The following is an 18,298-nucleotide window of genomic DNA, read 5'->3' as shown; positions in this document are numbered from 1 at the left end:
GCAGGTCCAGTCGCGCGCGACGTGCGTGAGGTCTGATCAGGTGGCCCCCGCCCGCCACCGCTGCTGCTGCTGCTCGGAGCCTTCACCCGCCGACTCCAGCGACAGCCCGTCCCCGGCGCCGCCGTCCGGGGTGACGGCCGTACCGAAGGCGATGGCGGGGCGGATCAGCCCGTCCTCATCCACCACGAACATCAGGTTGCGGCCGTTGCGGCCCTCCACCGAGTCGCACCCCCAGATCCCGACGCCCCGGTGCGTCGCTCCCCGGCTGTCCAGGCAGAAGTCGGGGTCGGCGGCCGACTGGAGCAAGCCGCGGTCGTCGTCGACGCGCCAGCGCTGGGTGCGTGACGACGAGCAGGGGGCCGTGATCACGTCGGTCCCGTTGGAGAAGGCCCCGCTCACGTCCAGGCACAGACCCGACGCTACGTTCACAACCTGCGCGAACGAGCCGGAAGGCGGGCGCGTGGAAGGGGGTGGTGGCTTCGGGCTCGCCGTCTTCGTCGGTGACGGACTCCTGGTCGGGGAGGGCGACTTCGAGGTTCGCGACGGCGAGGGTGACGGCGAGCGCGAGGCCGACGACGGCGTCGCCGACACCGTGGCCGTCACCGTCACCGGCGGCGAACTCAGCCGCGTGCTCACCGAGCTCACCGGATCATGCGACGGCGATCGGCCCTGCGCCATCAGGAAGACCGCCACCGGCAGTATGGCCGCCCCCAACACCGCCGACACCAGCACGGTGCGCCGGCGGCCCGGTGCCCGTACCCACTCCTCCACCTCCCGCCCGGATCCGGCAGGGCCGGGCCCGCTCCGCCACACGGCGGTGCCGCCGGCCGCCCGCTCGCCCGCCGCGTACGCCGTGCCGCCCCACGGCAGCAGCCCCTCCGCCAGCGCCGTGCGCGGTGCGTCCCGCAGGGCCGACAGCTCCTCGTACGCCGTCGTGCAGTGCGGGCAATGCGTCATGTGCGCGTGCAGATCGGCGCTGTCGCGGGGGCTGTCCGGCCGAATGGACTCCTCGATGAGGCGGCCGAAGTCGGGGCAGTCCGGGTTCTCGGACGCGGTGAGGCGGGTGCGCAGGCAGGCACGGGTCAGCTGCTGCAGCGCCGCGTCTGTGCCGTAAGTGACGTCCTCCCGGGTCAGGCCGAGGAGGGCGGCCGTGCTGTGCGTAGGCTCCCGCTCCACGATCCCGTACCAGATCAGGCCTTGCGTACGGGAAGGCAAGGACTGAAACGCCGTGAGCATGGGGGGCAAGAGGCCGGAGGGGCCGACCGAGTTCAGGACGAGCAACAGCCCCGCGTCCAGGCCGGCCGCCCGCCCGTCCTCTGCCCAGGACCCGGCCGACCGGGCTACCAGCAGGAGGAGTTGGTGACGCCAGGGCCGCCCGGAGTCGATTCCGCGGGCGGTCTGACGTGCCGCCAGCGTGAACGCCTGAGCGGCCAGCTGCCGTGCCATGGACTCGTTGGAAGTGCACAGCCTGGCGTAGGCGAGGACGTGCGGATGATGACGGGTGCGCAGTTCCTGGAGCGCCGGATACGCCGTGACCGTATCAGCGCGCAGCAGCTCGGTAAGCCGTGCGTCGGACGCTTCCTCGTGGACCCCGTGACCGGGCCCCGCACCGCCACGATCCCTGTCGTCGTCGGCACGAGCCATCCCGCCACCTCCTTGCAACCGTGCGACCCGCGCGCAGACCTGACCTACCGGCGGGTATGACGGCTCATGGTGACGCAGGGCAGGTCGTGGGGGAAGGGTTTCTGTCGGTAACTCGTGAGCCGTGCCGCAAAAGGACCTCGGTGACGCGGAGGTCCCTCCTCTGGGGGACGACGCCGTCGGCACGAACCGTCCCAAGGGCCACATGCATCCTCGCAGGCGTACATGCCGGGATTTCAACGCTGCAGCTCTCTTCAACCACAAAGGTCGCTTCCCGGCCCGGTTCGGCGGGGAAACCTGGAGGCACACCGACCTCTTCCAATTTCGGTAGTTTGGGTACCCAGGAGTGATCGGAGACTGATGAACGCCGCCCCACCCGGCCGTCCCGCCATCGGCCCCAAGGTCCCGATCAACTTCCCCACTGGCCTCCTTGAGGACATGGAGGCCGGTGCGAGCGTCGCCCGCCTCAGCCAGGCCGCGTGGATCCGTCGCGCGGCGGCGCGCGCCCTCCCTGAAACCTTCGAGGGTCTCGCCTCCAGCGACATGTTCCGGTTTCTCAGCACCGCAGAAGGAGGAGCCGACCCCGCCCACGACGTCGACGACGCCACGATTCATCGCCTGCTGAGCGTGGCCGACCACGGCACCCTCTGCATCGAGCCGTTCACCGCCGAGACGCTGAGCACCGAGACCGTTGGATGGCGGCGCCGGCTGAGCTCCATCATCCGCGGTTTCGTTGCCGACGGCGCCAGAGTCGTCCTCTATCAGGTCGCCCACGGCACCATCACCTTTCGGCAGCCGAGGGAGAGCGCCCCTGCCCAGCACGGCGGGCACACCCTGTATCTCGACGATGCCGCTGCCCACTGCTGGCACCAGGCCCTGCGCAAGCGCCTCTTTCCCGGCTGATGTCCGCGGTTGTACCCGCCTGCCCTCGCCACCCGGCCTCTGAAGGAACCCCGCCATGACGAAGCTCCGGCCCCACCAGCGTGAGGCTGTCGATGCCGTCCTCGCCGCCCTGCAGGTGCCCGCGGCCGGCACCATTCCCGCAAGCGGCCTGCGCACTCAAGTCGTCATGGCGACCGGCTCGGGCAAGACCCTCGTCGCAGCCCACAGCGCACGTGAACTGCAGGCGAATCGCGTGCTGGTGCTCGTCCCCTCACTGGACCTGCTGACGCAGACCGAGACCGCGTGGCGTCAAAGTGGCCGCACGGGCCCGACGATCGGGGTCTCGTCACTGCGGGGCGAGGATGTCGACTTCCCCAACACCACGGACGTAGACGAACTGGTCGACTGGATACGGCCGTTCGACAAGGTCACCGTGCTCGCCACGTACGCCTCGCTCGGGCTCGGCACACTGGAGCGCGCGCACTCCGCCGGTCTTCCCGGGTGGGACCTCATCGTGGTCGACGAAGCCCACCGGACCTCGGGTCGGTTGGGTAAGCCATGGGCGGTCGTCCACGACAACACCCGCATCCCGGCCCTGCGTCGTCTGTACATGACCGCTACTCCGCGCCTGTGGCAGTTGGACGGGGATGCCGGCCAGGGTGGGCCGGGTGAGTTGGTCGCGTCGATGGCGGACGACCCGGAGGGTCCGTTCGGCGCGCGCTGCTACACGCTGACGTTGTCGGAGGCGATCGACCGGGGGATCTGCGCGCCGTACCAAGTGGTGTGCGTGGACGTCACCGACACCCGGCTCCAGGCCGCGCAGCTCCTCGGCGTGGAGGGCCGGTCGGACGAGGTCCGCGGGGCGCGCCTCGCGGCCCTGCAGACGGCGCTGGTGAAGGCGTCGTCGGAGGAGGGCTTCCGGCGCACGCTCGTCTTCCACCACGTGGTGAAGGAGGCCGAGGCGTTCGCAGCCGGTCTCACGGGCGTCGCCGCGTCGTTGCACGCTGCTGAGCCGGAGCTGTATCCGAGGACGATCTGGGCGGACTGGCTGTGCGGTGAGCACAAGCCCGGCCACCGCCGCCGGGTCCTCGGGCAGTTCTCCACCGGAATCGCAGGCGACGGCACGGTCGTGGAGAAGTGCTACCTGGGCTCGGTGAGGGTTCTCGGCGAGGGTGTCGACACCCGGGAATGTGACTCCGTGTACTTCGCGGACGTGCGCGGCTCCATGCCCGACCTCGTTCAAGCCGTGGGCCGCGCGCTGCGCATGCAGCCCGGTGAGGGCAAGGTCGCTTCCCTCGTGGTGCCGATCCTGCTCGGGCCGGGCGAGACGGCCGACAACATGCTCACCAGCCGGGCCTACGGCGGGCTCGCGAAACTGCTCGAGGCCCTCCGCGCGCACGACGCCCGCGTGGTCGAACAGCTTGCCGAGCAGCAGGCCCGAAGCAGCGTCCGGGGAGTCCGGAGCCGATTGAGCGGGGCGGAGGAAGAGGGAGCCGGCGGCGGCCGGAGCCACAGTGGTCTGTCGGTACCGGCCCGGGAGCTGCTGAAGTTCTCCACGCCGCGTGACCCGGCGCAGCTGGCGGCGTTCATCAACCTGCGGGTGATCAACCCCGAGCACGCCCACTGGCGGCGCGGCGTGGAGGCCGCCGCCATTTACCACCGGCTGCACGGTGACCTGCGCGTGCCGTTCACCTATCGCGTGCCCGGCCGTGACGACCGGGAGGCCGAAGCCGAAGAATGGCCGGCCACGCTCGCCGGTTTCCCGCTGGGGCAGTGGATCGCCGACAACCGGCGCTTCCACGCCCGCGGGGACATGGACGAAGACCGCATCGAGCAACTCGAGAAGCTCGGCATGGTCTGGTCGTACTACGACGTCGCCCGGGAAGAGGGACTCGCCGCCGCCCGCGGGTGGGCCAAGGAGAGCGGTCACCTACTGGCACCGACCGACGCCACCTACCAGGGCTACCGGGTGGGCATCTGGCTGAAGAACCAGCGGGCCGCGGCCCGGAAGGCGCAGGAGGTCGAACGGCGGCGGGCCGAAGGACTGCCCGCTCGATCCGCGGCCGGCGCACTGCCGGAGGGAAGAAACGAGCAGCTCGAGGACATCGACCCTTCGTGGTGCCCGGCCTGGCCCGTGGAGTGGCAACGCTGCTTCCACCTCACCCGGCTCCACCTGGAAGCCGGCCGTCCGTTGCCCACGTCGCCGGGTGACGTCGTACACCAGGGCGAAGATCTCGGACGGTGGGTACGAGCGCAGCGACTCGGCTGGGACAAGCTCACGACCGTGCAGCAATGGTTGTGCGAGCAGGTCCTCGGGATCGAACCCGCCGGCGAGGACGAGAAGCCGACCCCGCGTCGAAGCCAGGCCGACACATGGGCGATGAACTACGAAGCCGCCAGACAGTTCTACGAGCGCGAGGGACACCTGCGTGTACCCCGCAAGCACATCGAACGGATCGCCATCGCCGGCGGCAACGACAGTCGCGGCGGCGAGAGCGGTGGGGATCGTAAGGAACGGGAGATCAAGCTCGGGGCATGGGTCGGAAACCAAAGATCCAGAGCCGCAACGCTGTCACGGGAGCGGACCGAACAGCTCTCCGCCATCGGCATGCGCTGGACGTAGTTGCGGACAGATGGGCAATGGGGCCGGGTAGGATATGTGTGCGCACAGCACCACCACCGGTCAGTCCGACGGCCCCTCTCCCCCGCGGACCAGCCGCCACGCCTCGGTGAACAGATCGGGGAGCGTGCCCGGGAACAGCTCGAAGTCCCTCACCATGCTCCCGTCGGCGCTCAGTTGCGCGCCGATCAGGGGGGCCTTCCAGGTCTCCATCGGCGGCAGCGGCTTCTTGCCGTGCGCCCACGGGCCGGGGAGGAAGAGTGTGCGTCCTGCACGGGCCCGGCGGTCTACCACCACCAGGCCGCGCTTCACCAGCTCCGCCGCGGCCGCCTTGTGGCGCGCCGGCGTCCAGGCGTTCCAGCGCCGCACATTGCGGTCCGACGGCGCGGGGAGCACCAAGAGCTGGAGGTAGAGAGCGGCGGGGTCCTCGGACAGTCCGAGGGCGGAGGCGACGTCGGTGACCAGATCGGGGGCGCAGGCTCGCGGGTCGGACTCGTAGCGGCCGGCAGGAAGGTCGTCGGCGGTGATGCGGGCCATGACGCGGTCGCAGGTGCCGTCCGTCAGCCAGTCCCAGCGCCGGCTGCCCCTGCTGCCGCTGGTCACGCCCGAGTAGAGGATCCGGGCCGGTGAATCGCGGCCGGACAGCACCTTGCGCACGTCGTGGACGACTTCGGGCGCTCCGGTGCGTACGGGGTCGCCGGCGGGGAGGTCCGCGTATGCCCACGTCAGCCCGGCGAAGAGGGCGTCCGCAACGGTCTCGGCGTCGTAGCTGCTCATGACGTCCCACGCGGTGCGCAGGTGGCGGTGCTCCGGAGGGCAGGGCCGGGCTCGTAGGTAGAAGCCCGGCGGCAGGGTGGCGTTCGCCGGGTCGAGAAACAGGTGGCACAGGTGGGTCGCCGGCATCCGCGTCTCCAGGGCGACCGCGGCCTGCCAGGTGTTCCACGGAGGCCGCGGACGGGTTCCGTGCTGCTTCGCCCAGGTCGCTGCGATGCGCTCCGCTACGCGGCCCAGGCCGCCCGGCGCCCACAGGTCTCCAGGGTCCGTGGGCATCACGTCGGCGAGCAGGGCGAGCCGGTCGTCGTTCTTCAGCATCGACAACTCGTCCTGTGCCGCTTCGAGTTCGCCGGCCTTGAAGCCGAACGTGGCGCGCTCGTGCTCGTCGAGGAAGGGCTGGTAGTAGCTGCCCGCGCCGGGGTTGCCGGCCAGGACGAGGGACGCGGCAGGGCGGCTCAGGCCGGTCGCCTCGCTCAGCGCGAGGGCCGCCTCCGTGTCCCAGGGGGCAGGGCCGCGCTCCCGGACGAGCTCCACCAGGCGCAGCAGTTGCCGCGGGTCGCCCCACCCGCGGTGGCAGTCCGCGACGTACAGCGGTTCCTCGGGACACGGGGCGGCCTCGCCGCCGGGGAGCACGGCCTCGAAGTAGAGCGTCTCACCCGCAGCCGGCAGATGCAGGCTGAAGGAGGCACCCTGGTGATCGCGAACGGTGAACGAAGTCGGCTCGGCCAGTCGGCCCAGGCGGAAGCGGTACGCCGGGTCGGCGAACGGCGTCCGCGCCCACATCTGGAGGAAGTCGAGAAGCACTTCGCGGCGCTCCGGCCTGGTGGCGGGGGCGGCCGCGCGTAGCGCGAGGGCCCCCGTGCGTCCTATGAGTTCCGTCCAGCTACCGGCTGCGGGCGGTCGGACATCTCGTCCACCCGGCTCGGGCCGCCAGCTGCCTTCGATGTAGCGGCCGATGCGCCGGATGTCGGCGAAGGAGTCCTCGTTCCAGGAACCCCAGGCCCCGACGAGTCCCTGCAGGGCGGCGGTTGCGGCGAACCCGCTCCAAGCGCGGGGAGTTGGCGATGCGGCCGTGGGGATCTCGTTCATGGGTCCGATCATGTCGGACGGCACGGACAACGGGTCGCGCCGAGCTGTCGTGGCCATCGGTTGGCCTCCCGTCGCTCTGCTCCCGCCAAGCCTTCGCGCTCCCCGAGGGCGACCTTCACCATCTGCGCTTGTGTGCGAGCGGCACCTTCCGCGTCATGCTCGCGCCTGCCGGCGACGATCGTGGGCGGGAACAGCCCACCCCGCTGGATGTCTCCAACGGGCGGAGTGCCGTCCATGGCGATCCCTCATGCGGTGGCTGGCAGGCAACCGCGGACATTTCTGCACACTCTGCCTCGGACAACCGACTGACCGCATGCCGGGGAGGTTCACCCGCGTGGCGCGGCGATGCCGAAGTACCTCGCCTCCGGGGTGGTGACCTGTTGCCAGGCCGTCGTGCCGGTCACCCCCGCACTACACCGACGTTGCCGGTGGGCGGTGAGCCACGAGAAGCTGCGCTCCACCGCCCACTGCCGTCGTCATGCCACCACGTGAAGTACCGGTACTTGGTCGCCCACGACAGGGCTGAGTACTTCGGCAGCGGCCGCCGGGCACACCCGTCCGCACCACGGAGAAGACCGCGTCCACGATCCGCGGACGCGGATGCTTCTCCCGCAGCCCACGCTGGGGGGACGGACTGCCTCGCCCAAAGTCGTCGAGCGGAACCACGCTTCGACGTTCCTGAGTTTCTTTCCCGACGGCTCCTTACGCCGCTCAGGGTCGACGGTTTCCGGCGCACGCGTTCTCGGCGTTCCCTCAGGCCGAGACGAGAGGTAACGCTGCCTGCTGACTCAGATGGTCGGGGTGTCGTCAACAATCGGCTTGTGGATCTCAACGACCGGCTTCCACCCTGCGGAGAACTCGATGAAGTCCGCACGGGTGGGGTAGGTGTCGATCGCGCGACGGTCACGCTTGGGGTTGTCGCCCCCCTTGCGTCCCCGGGGAATCTGCTCCTCGAAGATGTCGACCTTTACGTCGGGAACCTCCTTGAGGCCCTGGCGCCAGATCTGCACGATGTCGGCACCGAACGCCTGCCGGGCCGCAGCGTAAAGGGCCGAGAGGGACCCCTTGTCCCCGCCGGGGACGAAAAGTGCCAGGTCCAGCACGACACCGGCGGACTGGAGGACCTCGATGGTCACCGATCCGTTCTCGTCGGCCACGTAGATGCCGACTTCATTTTCGTCGTCGGGAAGGCAAGAGATCTCTTCCTGGAATACGGTCCTCACCGTGACCGAGCCGCCCTCGAAATCCTCACCGGACTTGGTCAGAAAAGCAGCGACATAGCAGTCGGGAAGTTCGAGTTCTGCCGTGTCGGCGGAAACGTAGAGCCTGTCCTTCACGCCGAGCTTCGTGACCTCGTCCAGCGAGAGGCGACGAGCGGCGATCTTCTCCGTGTTCACGATTTCCCTTTCAGGTTGCACCGTCCTCCGACTAAAGACGCTACCACGGAATTCTGAGGTCAACTGCCCAGTAATCTTTGGGTAAATGGCCTCCGACGTCCCGCACGGGAGGATATCGAGGCGAGCGCCACTCGGCCGGGAACACGCACCCGCCAGATAGTATCCCTCGCCATGGTGTTGGAGATCAACTCGCGATTGCATTTCGGTGCGTTGCGTGGCACGGAGGAAGCAAAAGAGGGTTTACGTTAGATGTCGCCTATATACCGTTCGAGGAGCTGGCGGCCAGCCTTCCCCTCTCCACGTTCGCCGCCCTGGGCGATCCAACGTCGCGAGCCCACTACGAACAAGAAGATCACCCAGAGCGAGCGTCGCCCAGGTTCTGCTCTGCCTCGCCAGGCGCCGGGCCGACGACTTGCTCGCGATGCTTCGCGGTAGCACCCCCTACGCCCCGAAGGCAGCCCAATCCCGTCAGTGAGCAATCCCTACATCTGGTGAACCTCCACAGAGAACCCGTCTGCCAGCACAGCGTTCAGGTGCTCCGCATGCGCCCCCAGCCATTGGCGAGCTCCAGAGAACTGTGCCGTCACCTCGACGAGCACGTAGTCCTCGGATCCATCAGTCGTATCTCTATGGCGGTGGAGCCAATGAGGAACTCCTGGCTGAGGCCTTGCACCCCTACCCGGATGGACTGCTGATCACTACCAAGGTCGGCATTGCCCGATCGGGCTCCTCAGGCGCGTGGAAGCTCGACGGGCGGCCAGCGGTGCTGCGTGAGCAGGTCGAGCAGGCCCTCCGCCGACTGCGGGTCGAGCAGATCGACCTTCTCCAGCTGCACCGCATCGACCCCGATACGCCGCTCGCCGACCAGGTCGGCACACTGCGGGACCTGCAGACCGAGGGCAAGATCGGCCGGATCGGACTGTCCGAGGTCACCGTCGACGAACTGAACCAGGCACGCGAAATCGTCGACATCGCGAGCGTGCAGAACCGATACAACCTGCTCGACCGTGAGCACGAGCCCGTGCTCACGGCCTGCGAAGCCGCGAGAATAGCGTTCCTGCCATGGCGACCCGTCGCCTGGGGTAAGTCAGGGGCCAAGGTCGAGATCGCCTCCATGGCGACCGAGCTCGACGCCACCCCCACGCAGGTCGCGCTCGCCTGGCTCCTGGGCCACTCACCCGTCATCCTCCCGATCCCTGGCACCGCCCGGATCGATCACCTGGAGGAGAACCTCCTCGCTGAGCGCCTCGAAATGACCCCGGTGCACCGCGATCGTCTCGACAATCTGTCCGCGGTGGCATAGGGTTCCGCCTTCCGGTCGTCCGGTCATGAGGGAGGCCATTGACGTCCTCCCCCTCCCGAAGGAGGGGGATTTCTAGCTCAGGCGGCCTCCGGGAGCAGCGCCCCCGGGGGTCTTACGCCCTCAGCACTAGCCGGGTTGAGACCAGCCCAGACGAGCATCACGCGGGCGGAGTTCTTGTCTCTGGGCGAGACGGCTCCGCACGCGGTGCACGTGTACGTTCTCTCGGAAAGAGGCAGGCGGTGCTTGGCTCTCACACCGCAGTGCGCACAGTCCATGGTGGTGTGCGCGGGGTCGACCAGGTGCACGGCGCGGCCGTGCTTGCGGGCCTGCTCGATCAGTGCAGCCTTGTTGGCGCCGATCGCGGCGTCTGCGGCCTTGCGGGCAGTCGACCCACCACAGACACAGCAACGCAGACGCTCACTCAGCCTGCCCGTCCACCCCGGCCCGTTCCCACCGCCTGCCACCACCCGATCGCCCGTAATCACGGCCACAGCGATTCAGACGACGGGGCCGGAGATCACCGGAACAGGTGATGCGGCGCTGGAGGCCGTGCGTCACTACTCCTCGCTTCTTCGGGCGAAGGAGGCAGTGCCAGGTCCAGCAGGGCGTTGACGGTCTTGCCCTCCAGCTTGCTGTCGAGGTGCAGGAAACGCCTGAGGAGGTCACCGACGCCTCTCGGTTCTGGGCGCGAGGCCCACGCGGGCGAGCCGGCAGGTCTCGCCGAAGAGCACCGGTGTCCTGTCCGGTGCCCGCAGACGACGTCGCACCTGCTGTCGGCCTTGCGCCAACGGCCCAGCCGACGTCAGCAGGACTGTCCGGAGCCGATCCTGGCCCCAGTCGTCGATCAAGCAGCGGTGTTCTGATCGGTGGCCAATCCCTGCCAGTACACCCTTGTCGCAACAACTGCGCTGTTAGCGTTGCGGTTCGAGCGAGGGGGACGACAGCACGTGACATCGACTGCGTTTTGTATCGGCGGGGATCTGAAGGTACGGCGGTTGGGCTTCGGGGCCATGCACTTGCCGACGGAACCGGGCCCTGGCCGCGAGACCTCTCTCGCAATCGCCCGGCGGGCCGTCGAGCTGGGTATCACACTGATCGATACCGCGTATCTCGGGCCATGGTGGTTATAGGAGCCGCTGTCCTCGACAGGTCTCGGCCCACACCCCTCAGGCGCGGCGCGACCGGACGACCAGGAACGCGCCACCGGCGATGGCCACGACCGCCACGCCCCCGAGGACGGTAGCCCGCTCGCCGGTGCCGGTCTGGGCGAGGCTGGGCCGGGAGTCCTGTGCGGCCCGCAGGATCAGGTCGGTGACCTCGCCGGAGTTCGTCTCCATCACATCGTGCGGGGCGTCGACCTCGACGGTGGTCGAGCCGGCCCGCTTGGCCATGAAGCGCAGATTGTCGGTCCCGATCGTGCGGTCGTCGGTGGCGACCAGATACCACGACGGGATCGACTTCCACGCCACGGCCTTGGTCTGTTCGCTTCCGGTGAGAGTGCCCGGCGGCCGCTGTGAGGCGGCCAGTACAGCGGCCCGGTCGCGATCCACTCGGTGGCTCAGGAAGACATCGCTGAACTTCTCCGGCTTGATGTACAGATCGACATCGTTCGGACCGTCGCCGAAGGGAACGGCGTTCAGAGCGGTGGGGACGGGTGCCTGGGGGTCGTCAGTCAACCGGCTGCCTGGGAATTTGGCCGCCAGTTCCAGGGTGGTCTCGCCCTTGTCCGGCGCGAATCCGGCGATGTAGACGAGGGACTTGACGTTCGGGTTGCCGGCCGCCGCGTTGGTGATGACAGCGCCGCCGTAGGAGTGGGCGGCGAGGACGACGGGACCTTTGATCGTCTTGAGGAGTGCGGCGAGGTAGTCGGAGTCGCCGGAGAGGCTGCGCAGCGGATTGGCGCCGGCGATCACCGGATACCCCTGCGCCTGCAAGTTTTGGACGACCTTGCTCCAGCCCGAGGCGTCCGCGAAGGCACCGTGTACCAGCACCACAGTCGGCTTGGCGCTGTGGCTGCTCTCAGACGCCATGATCGGGGCGGCCGCCGTCAGCGTGAGGGCGGGAACGAGGGCGGCCACGGGGAGTGCCAGTCCGGCGGTAGCACGCGGTATGCGCTTCATGTCCACTCTTTCTCCGGAGGGATGACTGCTGACGACACTGCCTGCACCCCACCCGTACGGCGCGACGTGATGGTCCGGCCGAGTGAAGTTGGGGTCAGGGCGTTGGAACGGCCCATGAGGCACGTCCGGAGCAATGTCCGTGCATGCGTGAGGACCGGCGCCGCTCGCGGAAGTATCTGACCGAGCACGGCAGAGACTGTTCACTCAGGGCCGGACCCTCGTGGTCGGTGGTCTGGTCGGAGCCGACTCTCTGACCTGTGCTATACGAGGAAACCGACATAACGACGTGTGGACCCTTGAAGAGCGGTGAAGGGAGTGCGGACGAATGGGATGGTATGTGCGCGCGGACGGACTGGACCTATGGACCGAGCAGGTCGGCACCGGGCCTGACGTCCTGCTGGTCGGAGGGCTTGGTGACACCGTCGAGTCCTGGCAGTTCCAGCTCGACGGGCTGGCCGACCGCTATCGGCTGACCACGTTCGACAACCGGGGAGCGGGCCGGACCGCCATGCCCGAGGGCCCAGTCTCGGTCGAAGCGATGGCGGATGACGCTGCCGCGCTGCTGCGGGCACTGGACATTCCCTCCGCCCACGTCGCCGGGTTCTCCGGCGGCAGCCTCATCTGCCAGGAGCTGACCCTTCGCCACCCTCAACTGGTGCGCAGCCTGGTCCTGCAGAGCACCTGGTCGGTGCCGGACGCCTACCTGCGCCGGTGGGGTTTGTTCGTCCGCCGGCTGGTCGACACCGTCCCCGACGAACGCACGTTCTTGGAGAGCTTCTTCCTGGACATCTACACGGCCCGGGCGCACAACGACGGCACGGTGGACCGGTTCATCGAGGACGCGCTTGCCTTCCCGCACAAGCAGACGCCCGAGGACCTGAAGCGTTTCCTCGACGCCGTCCTCCAGCACGACACGACGGACCGTCTGCCGGACATCGCAGTGCCGACACTGGTGCTCGCCGGCGGCCGCGACTCCACCAGCCGGCCCGAACTCTGCCGTGCCGTCGCCGACGCGATCCCCGGCGCCCGGTTCGCGGTCATGGAGGAGGAAGCACACCAGCCCTTCCAGGAGATCCCCGACGAATGGAACGCCCGCGTCGACGCGTTCTGGCGGGAGACGGAGCCCCGCACCGCCTGACCGTGAGCAACCCAGAGCCTGACCGCTCCCACGAACCGGCACGCCGGGTCAGTGGCTCGGCCATCGCTGCCGGTCAGTCCGCGTGCGTGTAATCATGGGTGACGCCGAGTCCTCGGGTGTGCAGGAGTCGACGGGAGTGCCAGGTCGTTCGAGGGCGCCGGGTGCGCCTGGGCGCGGGCAGGGAGTTGTCCCGGGCCTGATGAGGATGGTGGCCGTTGCAGTGCGGGGATGTGGGCACCGAGCATGGGTGACGCAGGCCGATGCGGCAGAAAAGCAGGGTGCTTCCGCGGGCATCGGTCGGGTAGCGTGCGAGCCATGTCGAGTCCTGGGTCAGACAAGGTGGGGGCTTTCGGTCACGCCGTCAGCCCCCTGAACCACTGAACTCGTAGCCCTGTCGTCGTGCCGCTTTCCGCGGTGGGACGTAGGTGCGGTCGGGGGCTGGCCGCGGTGACGAGATGACCTCTCGTGCCTCTCCTCACCTCGGAGCTACTCGATGCCTCTCCCGTTGTACCTGCTTGCCCTCGCCGTCTTCGCCATGGGCACCTCGGAGTTCATGCTCGCCGGCCTCGTGCCGGACATCGCCTCGGAACTCGACGTCACCGTCGGGACAGCAGGCTCTCTCACCTCGGCCTTCGCGATCGGCATGATCGTCGGCGCACCCTTGGTGGCCGCCCTGGCCCGCCATTGGCCCAGGCGCCCGGCCCTTCTCGGGTTCGTCCTCGTGTTCGCGTCAGCTCACGCCGTGGGCGCCGTCACCGAGAGGTTCCCCATCCTGTTCGCCACCCGGGTCGTCGCCGCCCTCGCCAACGCGGGTTTCCTCGCCGTCGCACTGACGGCCGCGGCCGGGCTGGTTCCACCCGACAGGAAAGGACGCGCCCTGGCCGTGCTGCTGTCCGGCACCACGGTGGCCACGATCGCCGGTGTCCCAGGTGGGTCGGTACTCGGCACGGCGCTCGGCTGGCGGGCCACATTCTGGGCCGTCGCCGCGCTCTGCCTGCCGGCAGCCATCGCCATCCTGAAGGGCATCCCGGCGACATGTGAGCAGGCTGAGGCCGCGGGCAGGCCGGCGTTGCGAGCGGAACTCGCTCAGCTCACCCGGCCGCGGTTGATCCTGGTGATGCTGCTCGGCGCGCTGGTGAACGCGGCAACCTTTGCAAGCCTCACCTTCCTCGCCCCCGTGGTGACCGACAGCGCCGGTCTGGACGAGTGGTGGGTATCGGTCGCTCTGGTGCTCTTCGGCGCCGGTTCCTTCATCGGCGTCACCGTCGCCGGACGGCTCTCCGACCGAAGCCCCGGCCAGGTCATCGCGATCGGCGGTCCGTTGCTGCTCATCGGCTGGCCGGCTCTTGCCGTGCTGGTCAACGAACCGGTCGCCCTGTCAATCCTCGTGTTCGTGCAGGGCGCACTGTCGTTCGCGCTGGGAGCGACGCTGATCACGCGGGTCCTCTACGAGGCCGCGGGTGCCCCCACCATGGCCGGTTCGTATGCGACAACGGCGCTCAACGTGGGTGCCGCCACCGGCCCCATCCTCGCTGCAACCACCCTCGGCACGCGGGCCGGGACCCTCGGGCCGCTCTGGACGAGCGGGCTCCTCGTCGCGGTCGCGCTGCTCATCGCCTTCCCCCTCCTCACCCGCATCACGGCCGCCCGAGGCACCCAGGTTCTCCGGTGACCCTCGCGAACACCCCCTCAGTACGACACACACACAACGAAACATGCCTACGGGACCGTCCTCCCGACGCCGTGCCCTACACCGCTCCCTGGCGTCCTCACGCGAGCGCCTGCGAGGGGGGAGCTCGAGCTACGCCCAGCTGGCGCGGCGGGCCGACTGAGGCCCGCCGCATCGATCAGTAGTCGCAAACAACGCTGCGACCTGCGGCTTGGCTGTCGGTGACTGTCAGCGTCGGTCGTCGTTGTGCGGCCTGGGACGGCCCCCAGGCGGCCCAAGATGGGTTCAGAGCTGGTCTCGCCACCACGGGAGATCAGGGGATGCGGCGCGGATGACCTTTGCTCGTCGAAGGATCTTGGAATCGAGGTCCCGGACGAGCTTGCGCAGCTCTCGTGCTGACTTCTTCGGGAGGGCATGCATGACCTCTTCGAGATGATCGCGGGAGTAGCCGGGATCGCAACCGCACTCCGGAATGCCACACCGGGTCGAGGTCAGAGGATTACCGATCGCCCTGAGCGGGCCGTGCGCCAAGTCAGCCCAGTACCAGAAAGCCTTCTCTGTGGCGCCTGGCCAGAAGCGCTGATGTTCGAGCCTGCGAATGTGGGCTTTGCATGCACCGGACAGCCTGTTGATCGGCGGGTACGGGTAGCGGAAGAAGTGTCTGGGGAGGCGTGCGCGGAGATCGCCCCGTACGGCAGATGGGCGCCTACGCGGCATTGCCCCTTCGGTGGTGAGCCATGGTGGCAATGTACCGGCGCCTACGCCGATGATCTAGAGCCCAGGGCGAAGGCAACGCGGCGTTCCGCCCGGCCGACAGCCCACCGGACGTCTCCTCACCGGGCTCCTACCCGCTACCTCGCCACAAACGTGTCGACCGGCGGCGAGTTCGGCCTGAACGGGTTGGAGTTGACCTTCCTCTCCGGCAACTGGAGCTGTACGACGGCGAGAAGTGCGTCACGGGGCCGCCGCGCGGGCGACTTCCTCTACGACCCCTTGTCCATGCTCATGCTCTCCTCCCCCGGTCCCCCAGGCGGGGCGCACTTCGAGCGGGCCGGTTTCCGGGGCTACGGTGCCGGCCTTCGGTGTAACCGCCTGCATGGTCCCGCGCGCAGTGGCCGCACGCGCGTAGTGACCGGGCGGCGCTCAAACGGTCATCCGATCGGCGGGCCGGCCGGTGCGGCGGCAGCGGGTCAGAGCCCGGCGGCCGAGGAGTACGGCGCCCAGTCCCAGCGGGATGGCCACGACGGCGCCGACGAGTCCGTTGCCGGTGCCGGGACCGCCACCGGCGGTGGCCACGTGCAGCACCGCGAGGACCGTGCCGACCGTTCCCACCGCGATGGCCGACCTCGCGCCGGTACGCACGTTGCCGGTGCTGATCCGGCGGCCGACGAGGGCCAAGGCCAGCCCGCCGAGGGCCAGCCCCAACGCCCCCACTGCGAGGGCCAGATTGGCCCCGGTACGCCCGTCGCCGATGATGCCGCCCTCGGCGGCCGCGATCAGAGCTGCTGAAGCACTCATGCCGCTCTCCTCCTTCTCCGTCGGTGAAAGCGCGGTTCGATGTGCTCCGAGCATGCGCGCCGGACCCCCGGCCGGTCGTCCAGCAGGCGTGGGCACCGTCCGCTGCCGCCGCTGCGGGATTCGCGTACCGCGGACGCGGCAGACGGCCCGGTGGTACCGCGCACGCGGTAGCCGGCCACTCGTCCACGAGCGGGATCCGCGCACCACCACGTCCGGCTACCGTGCCCCCATGGACACAGGACGGTTCGCTGTCCCGGCCTGGGGCATCGACTGGGCGACCGCCCTGGGCGTGGCGGCGCTGCTGCTGGGCACCGGGCTGTCCGGACCGCACCCGGCCGGGGGCCGCGAGCAGCTCGGCGCCGTGCTGCTGGCGGCCGGCGGGCTGGCGCTGGCCGCGCGACGCCGGACGCCTCTCACGGTCCTGGCCGTCACCGGGCTGTGTGCGGTGGGTTGCCTGGGGGCCGGCTTCGAGGTGCTCGCCGTCCCGTACCTGGTCGCCGTCTACGGCGCGGTACGCGCCGGGCACCGTGCCGTCACGCTGGCCGCCTCCGTCAGCCTGCTGGCCGTGCTCCACCTCACGGCCCTGGTCTTCCATGACGGAGCGGTGCGCGAGGTCGTGGCGCAGGCCCGGAGCACCCTTGAACTCGCCTGGCTGATCGCCGCGTTCGCCGCCGGGGAGGCTGTGCGGCAGGCCGAACGGCGGGCGGAGGAGGCCGAGCGCACCCGCGAGGAGACCGCGCGACGCCGGGCCGACGATGAACGGCTGCGCATCGCACGGGAGTTGCACGACTCGCTCACCCACCAGATTTCCGTCATCAAGGTGCAGTCCGAGGTCGCGGTTCATGTGGCCCGGCGGCGGGGCGAGCAGGTGCCCGAGGCCCTGCTGGCGATCCAGGAGGCCGGCCGGGAGGCGAGCCGGGAACTGCGGGCGACCCTGGAGGCGCTGCGCGACGACGACACCACCCCGCCGCACGGCCTCGACCACATCCCGAACCTGGTGACACGGTTCGGGGCGACCGGCTTGGAGACGACGCTGACGATCGAAGGGGATCCGCACGCCGTGCCGACTGCGGTGAGCCGTACCGCTTACCGGATCGTTCAGGAGTCGCTCACCAATGTCGCCCGGCACGCCGCCGCCACCTCCGCCTCGGTGCGCATCGACTACCGCCCGGACTCTCTCGCCATCCGCGTCGACGACGACGGAAAGGCCACCTCGTCCTCCGCGCCGACACCCGGCCTCGGGCTGCTCGGCATGCGGGAGCGCGTCACGGCCCTGGGTGGCCGGCTGCGCACCGAGCAGCGCGGCACGGGTGGCTTCACCGTGCAGGCGGAACTCCCCATGGAAGGAGCCTCGTGATCCGGGTCCTGCTGGTCGACGACCAGCCCCTCATCCGCAGCGGCTTCCGCGCGCTGCTCGACCTCGAGGACGACATCGAGGTGGTGGCCGAGGCCGCCGATGGCCAAGAGTGCCTGGCACTCGTCAAGGAGCGGCTGCCCGACGTCGCTCTCGTCGACATCCGGATGCCTGTGATGGACGGCATCGAAGCGACCCGGCGCATGGCCGCGGACCCGGCCCTGGCCGGCGTACACGTCGTCATGCTGACTAATTACGGCATGGACGAGTACGTCTTCGAGGCGCTGCGCGCGGGCGCCGCCGGCTTCCTGGTCAAGGACGTGCTACCGGAGGACTTCCTGCACGCCGTACGCGTCGCCGCCCGGGGGGACGCCCTGCTCGCCCCCGCCCTTACCCGCAGGCTCATCGACCGGTACGTCAGCCGCGGGCAGCCGCGGCCGGCCCGTGCCGGCAGCGGGCTGGAGGAACTGACCGGCCGCGAACGCGAGGTGGTCGCCCTGGCCGCACAAGGCCTGTCCAACGACGAGATCGCCGGTCACCTGGTCATCAGTCCGTCGACCGCCAAGACCCACATCAACCGGGCCATGGCCAAGCTGCACGCCCGCGACCGCGCCCAGCTCGTGGTCCTCGCCTACGAATCCGGCCTGGTCACCCCGGGCACCTCCTGAATCCGACGCACCGCCGCGGCCCTCCCCGGGGATCCGGGGCTACGGCTAACGTCCCGGACTCGGTGAGCACCGGAAGTGGACCCCGTTTCCGTTGATGGCGTGGCACGCCGAAGGGCCCGGGTGCT

12 protein-coding genes and 2 pseudogenes are annotated in these 18,298 nt (G+C 69.5%); 8 read left to right on the top strand and 6 right to left on the bottom strand.

Annotated elements, in window-relative coordinates; translation table 11 throughout:
• Window positions 1–36: 36 nt before the first annotated feature.
• Window positions 37–1,644, bottom strand: a complete 1,608-nt coding sequence (locus IE118_RS29620; protein WP_189561168.1) for a ricin-type beta-trefoil lectin domain protein — start codon at window positions 1,642–1,644, stop codon at window positions 37–39.
• Between the two features lie 357 nt (window positions 1,645–2,001).
• Between IE118_RS29620 and IE118_RS29615 the strand changes: the two genes are divergently transcribed.
• Both IE118_RS29615 and IE118_RS29610 read left to right on the top strand, forming a co-directional pair.
• A complete protein-coding gene (locus IE118_RS29615; protein WP_189561167.1) occupies window positions 2,002–2,544 on the top strand; it encodes a hypothetical protein in 543 nt (180 codons plus the stop codon).
• Window positions 2,545–2,599: 55 nt separating this feature from the next.
• Window positions 2,600–5,146 carry a DEAD/DEAH box helicase gene (locus IE118_RS29610; RefSeq protein ID WP_189561166.1) on the top strand — a complete coding sequence of 849 codons (2,547 nt, stop codon included), beginning with the start codon at window positions 2,600–2,602 and terminating at the stop codon, window positions 5,144–5,146.
• A 60-nt stretch (window positions 5,147–5,206) separates the two neighbouring features.
• Here the strand turns inward: IE118_RS29610 and IE118_RS29605 are convergent, their stop codons facing one another.
• Entirely contained in the window at window positions 5,207–7,006 is a 1,800-nt protein-coding gene (locus IE118_RS29605; RefSeq protein WP_189561165.1) for a hypothetical protein, read from the bottom strand.
• Window positions 7,007–7,794: 788 nt separating this feature from the next.
• On the bottom strand, window positions 7,795–8,403 hold the full coding sequence (locus IE118_RS29600) for a hypothetical protein (protein WP_189561164.1): 609 nt from the start codon (window positions 8,401–8,403) through the stop codon (window positions 7,795–7,797).
• A gap of 577 nt (window positions 8,404–8,980) precedes the next feature.
• On the opposite strand from IE118_RS29600, the gene IE118_RS29595 reads away from it, so the two are divergent.
• Window positions 8,981–9,706 carry an aldo/keto reductase gene (locus tag IE118_RS29595; RefSeq protein ID WP_373303242.1) on the top strand — a complete coding sequence of 242 codons (726 nt, stop codon included), beginning with the start codon at window positions 8,981–8,983 and terminating at the stop codon, window positions 9,704–9,706.
• A 77-nt stretch (window positions 9,707–9,783) separates the two neighbouring features.
• Here the strand turns inward: IE118_RS29595 and IE118_RS29590 are convergent.
• Window positions 9,784–10,089: pseudogene (locus tag IE118_RS29590) on the bottom strand (zinc ribbon domain-containing protein); the annotation flags it as partial.
• Window positions 10,090–10,653: 564 nt separating this feature from the next.
• Here IE118_RS29590 and IE118_RS29585 point away from each other — a divergent pair.
• Window positions 10,654–10,818 (top strand): annotated as a pseudogene (locus IE118_RS29585) (aldo/keto reductase); the annotation flags it as partial.
• A 54-nt stretch (window positions 10,819–10,872) separates the two neighbouring features.
• Here the strand turns inward: IE118_RS29585 and IE118_RS29580 are convergent.
• Window positions 10,873–11,826, bottom strand: a complete 954-nt coding sequence (locus tag IE118_RS29580; protein WP_373303241.1) for an alpha/beta fold hydrolase — start codon at window positions 11,824–11,826, stop codon at window positions 10,873–10,875.
• 325 nt (window positions 11,827–12,151) lie between these two features.
• On the opposite strand from IE118_RS29580, the gene IE118_RS29575 reads away from it, so the two are divergent.
• The gene (locus IE118_RS29575; protein ID WP_189561163.1) at window positions 12,152–12,964 is read left to right on the top strand and encodes an alpha/beta fold hydrolase; all 813 of its coding nucleotides are present in this window, start codon (window positions 12,152–12,154) and stop codon (window positions 12,962–12,964) included.
• Between the two features lie 493 nt (window positions 12,965–13,457).
• Window positions 13,458–14,636 carry a Cmx/CmrA family chloramphenicol efflux MFS transporter gene (locus IE118_RS29570; RefSeq protein WP_189561162.1) on the top strand — a complete coding sequence of 393 codons (1,179 nt, stop codon included), beginning with the start codon at window positions 13,458–13,460 and terminating at the stop codon, window positions 14,634–14,636.
• A 1,140-nt stretch (window positions 14,637–15,776) separates the two neighbouring features.
• Here IE118_RS29570 and IE118_RS29565 read toward each other — a convergent pair.
• Window positions 15,777–16,151 (bottom strand): DUF6223 family protein, encoded by a 375-nt coding sequence (locus IE118_RS29565; RefSeq protein WP_189561161.1) that lies wholly within the window; start codon window positions 16,149–16,151, stop codon window positions 15,777–15,779.
• 229 nt (window positions 16,152–16,380) lie between these two features.
• Between IE118_RS29565 and IE118_RS29560 the strand changes: the two genes are divergently transcribed.
• On the top strand, window positions 16,381–17,508 hold the full coding sequence (locus IE118_RS29560; protein WP_189561160.1) for a sensor histidine kinase: 1,128 nt from the start codon (window positions 16,381–16,383) through the stop codon (window positions 17,506–17,508).
• Window positions 17,505–18,173 carry a response regulator gene (locus tag IE118_RS29555; protein WP_189561159.1) on the top strand — a complete coding sequence of 223 codons (669 nt, stop codon included), beginning with the start codon at window positions 17,505–17,507 and terminating at the stop codon, window positions 18,171–18,173. Before IE118_RS29560 ends, IE118_RS29555 begins: the two co-directional genes overlap by 4 nt.
• Window positions 18,174–18,298 lie beyond the last annotated feature (125 nt).

Origin of the sequence: Streptomyces pilosus (genome assembly GCF_014649835.1) — a bacterium.
Lineage (GTDB): Bacteria > Actinomycetota > Actinomycetes > Streptomycetales > Streptomycetaceae > Streptomyces > Streptomyces pilosus.
This window is presented reverse-complemented; position numbering and strand designations above follow the sequence as displayed.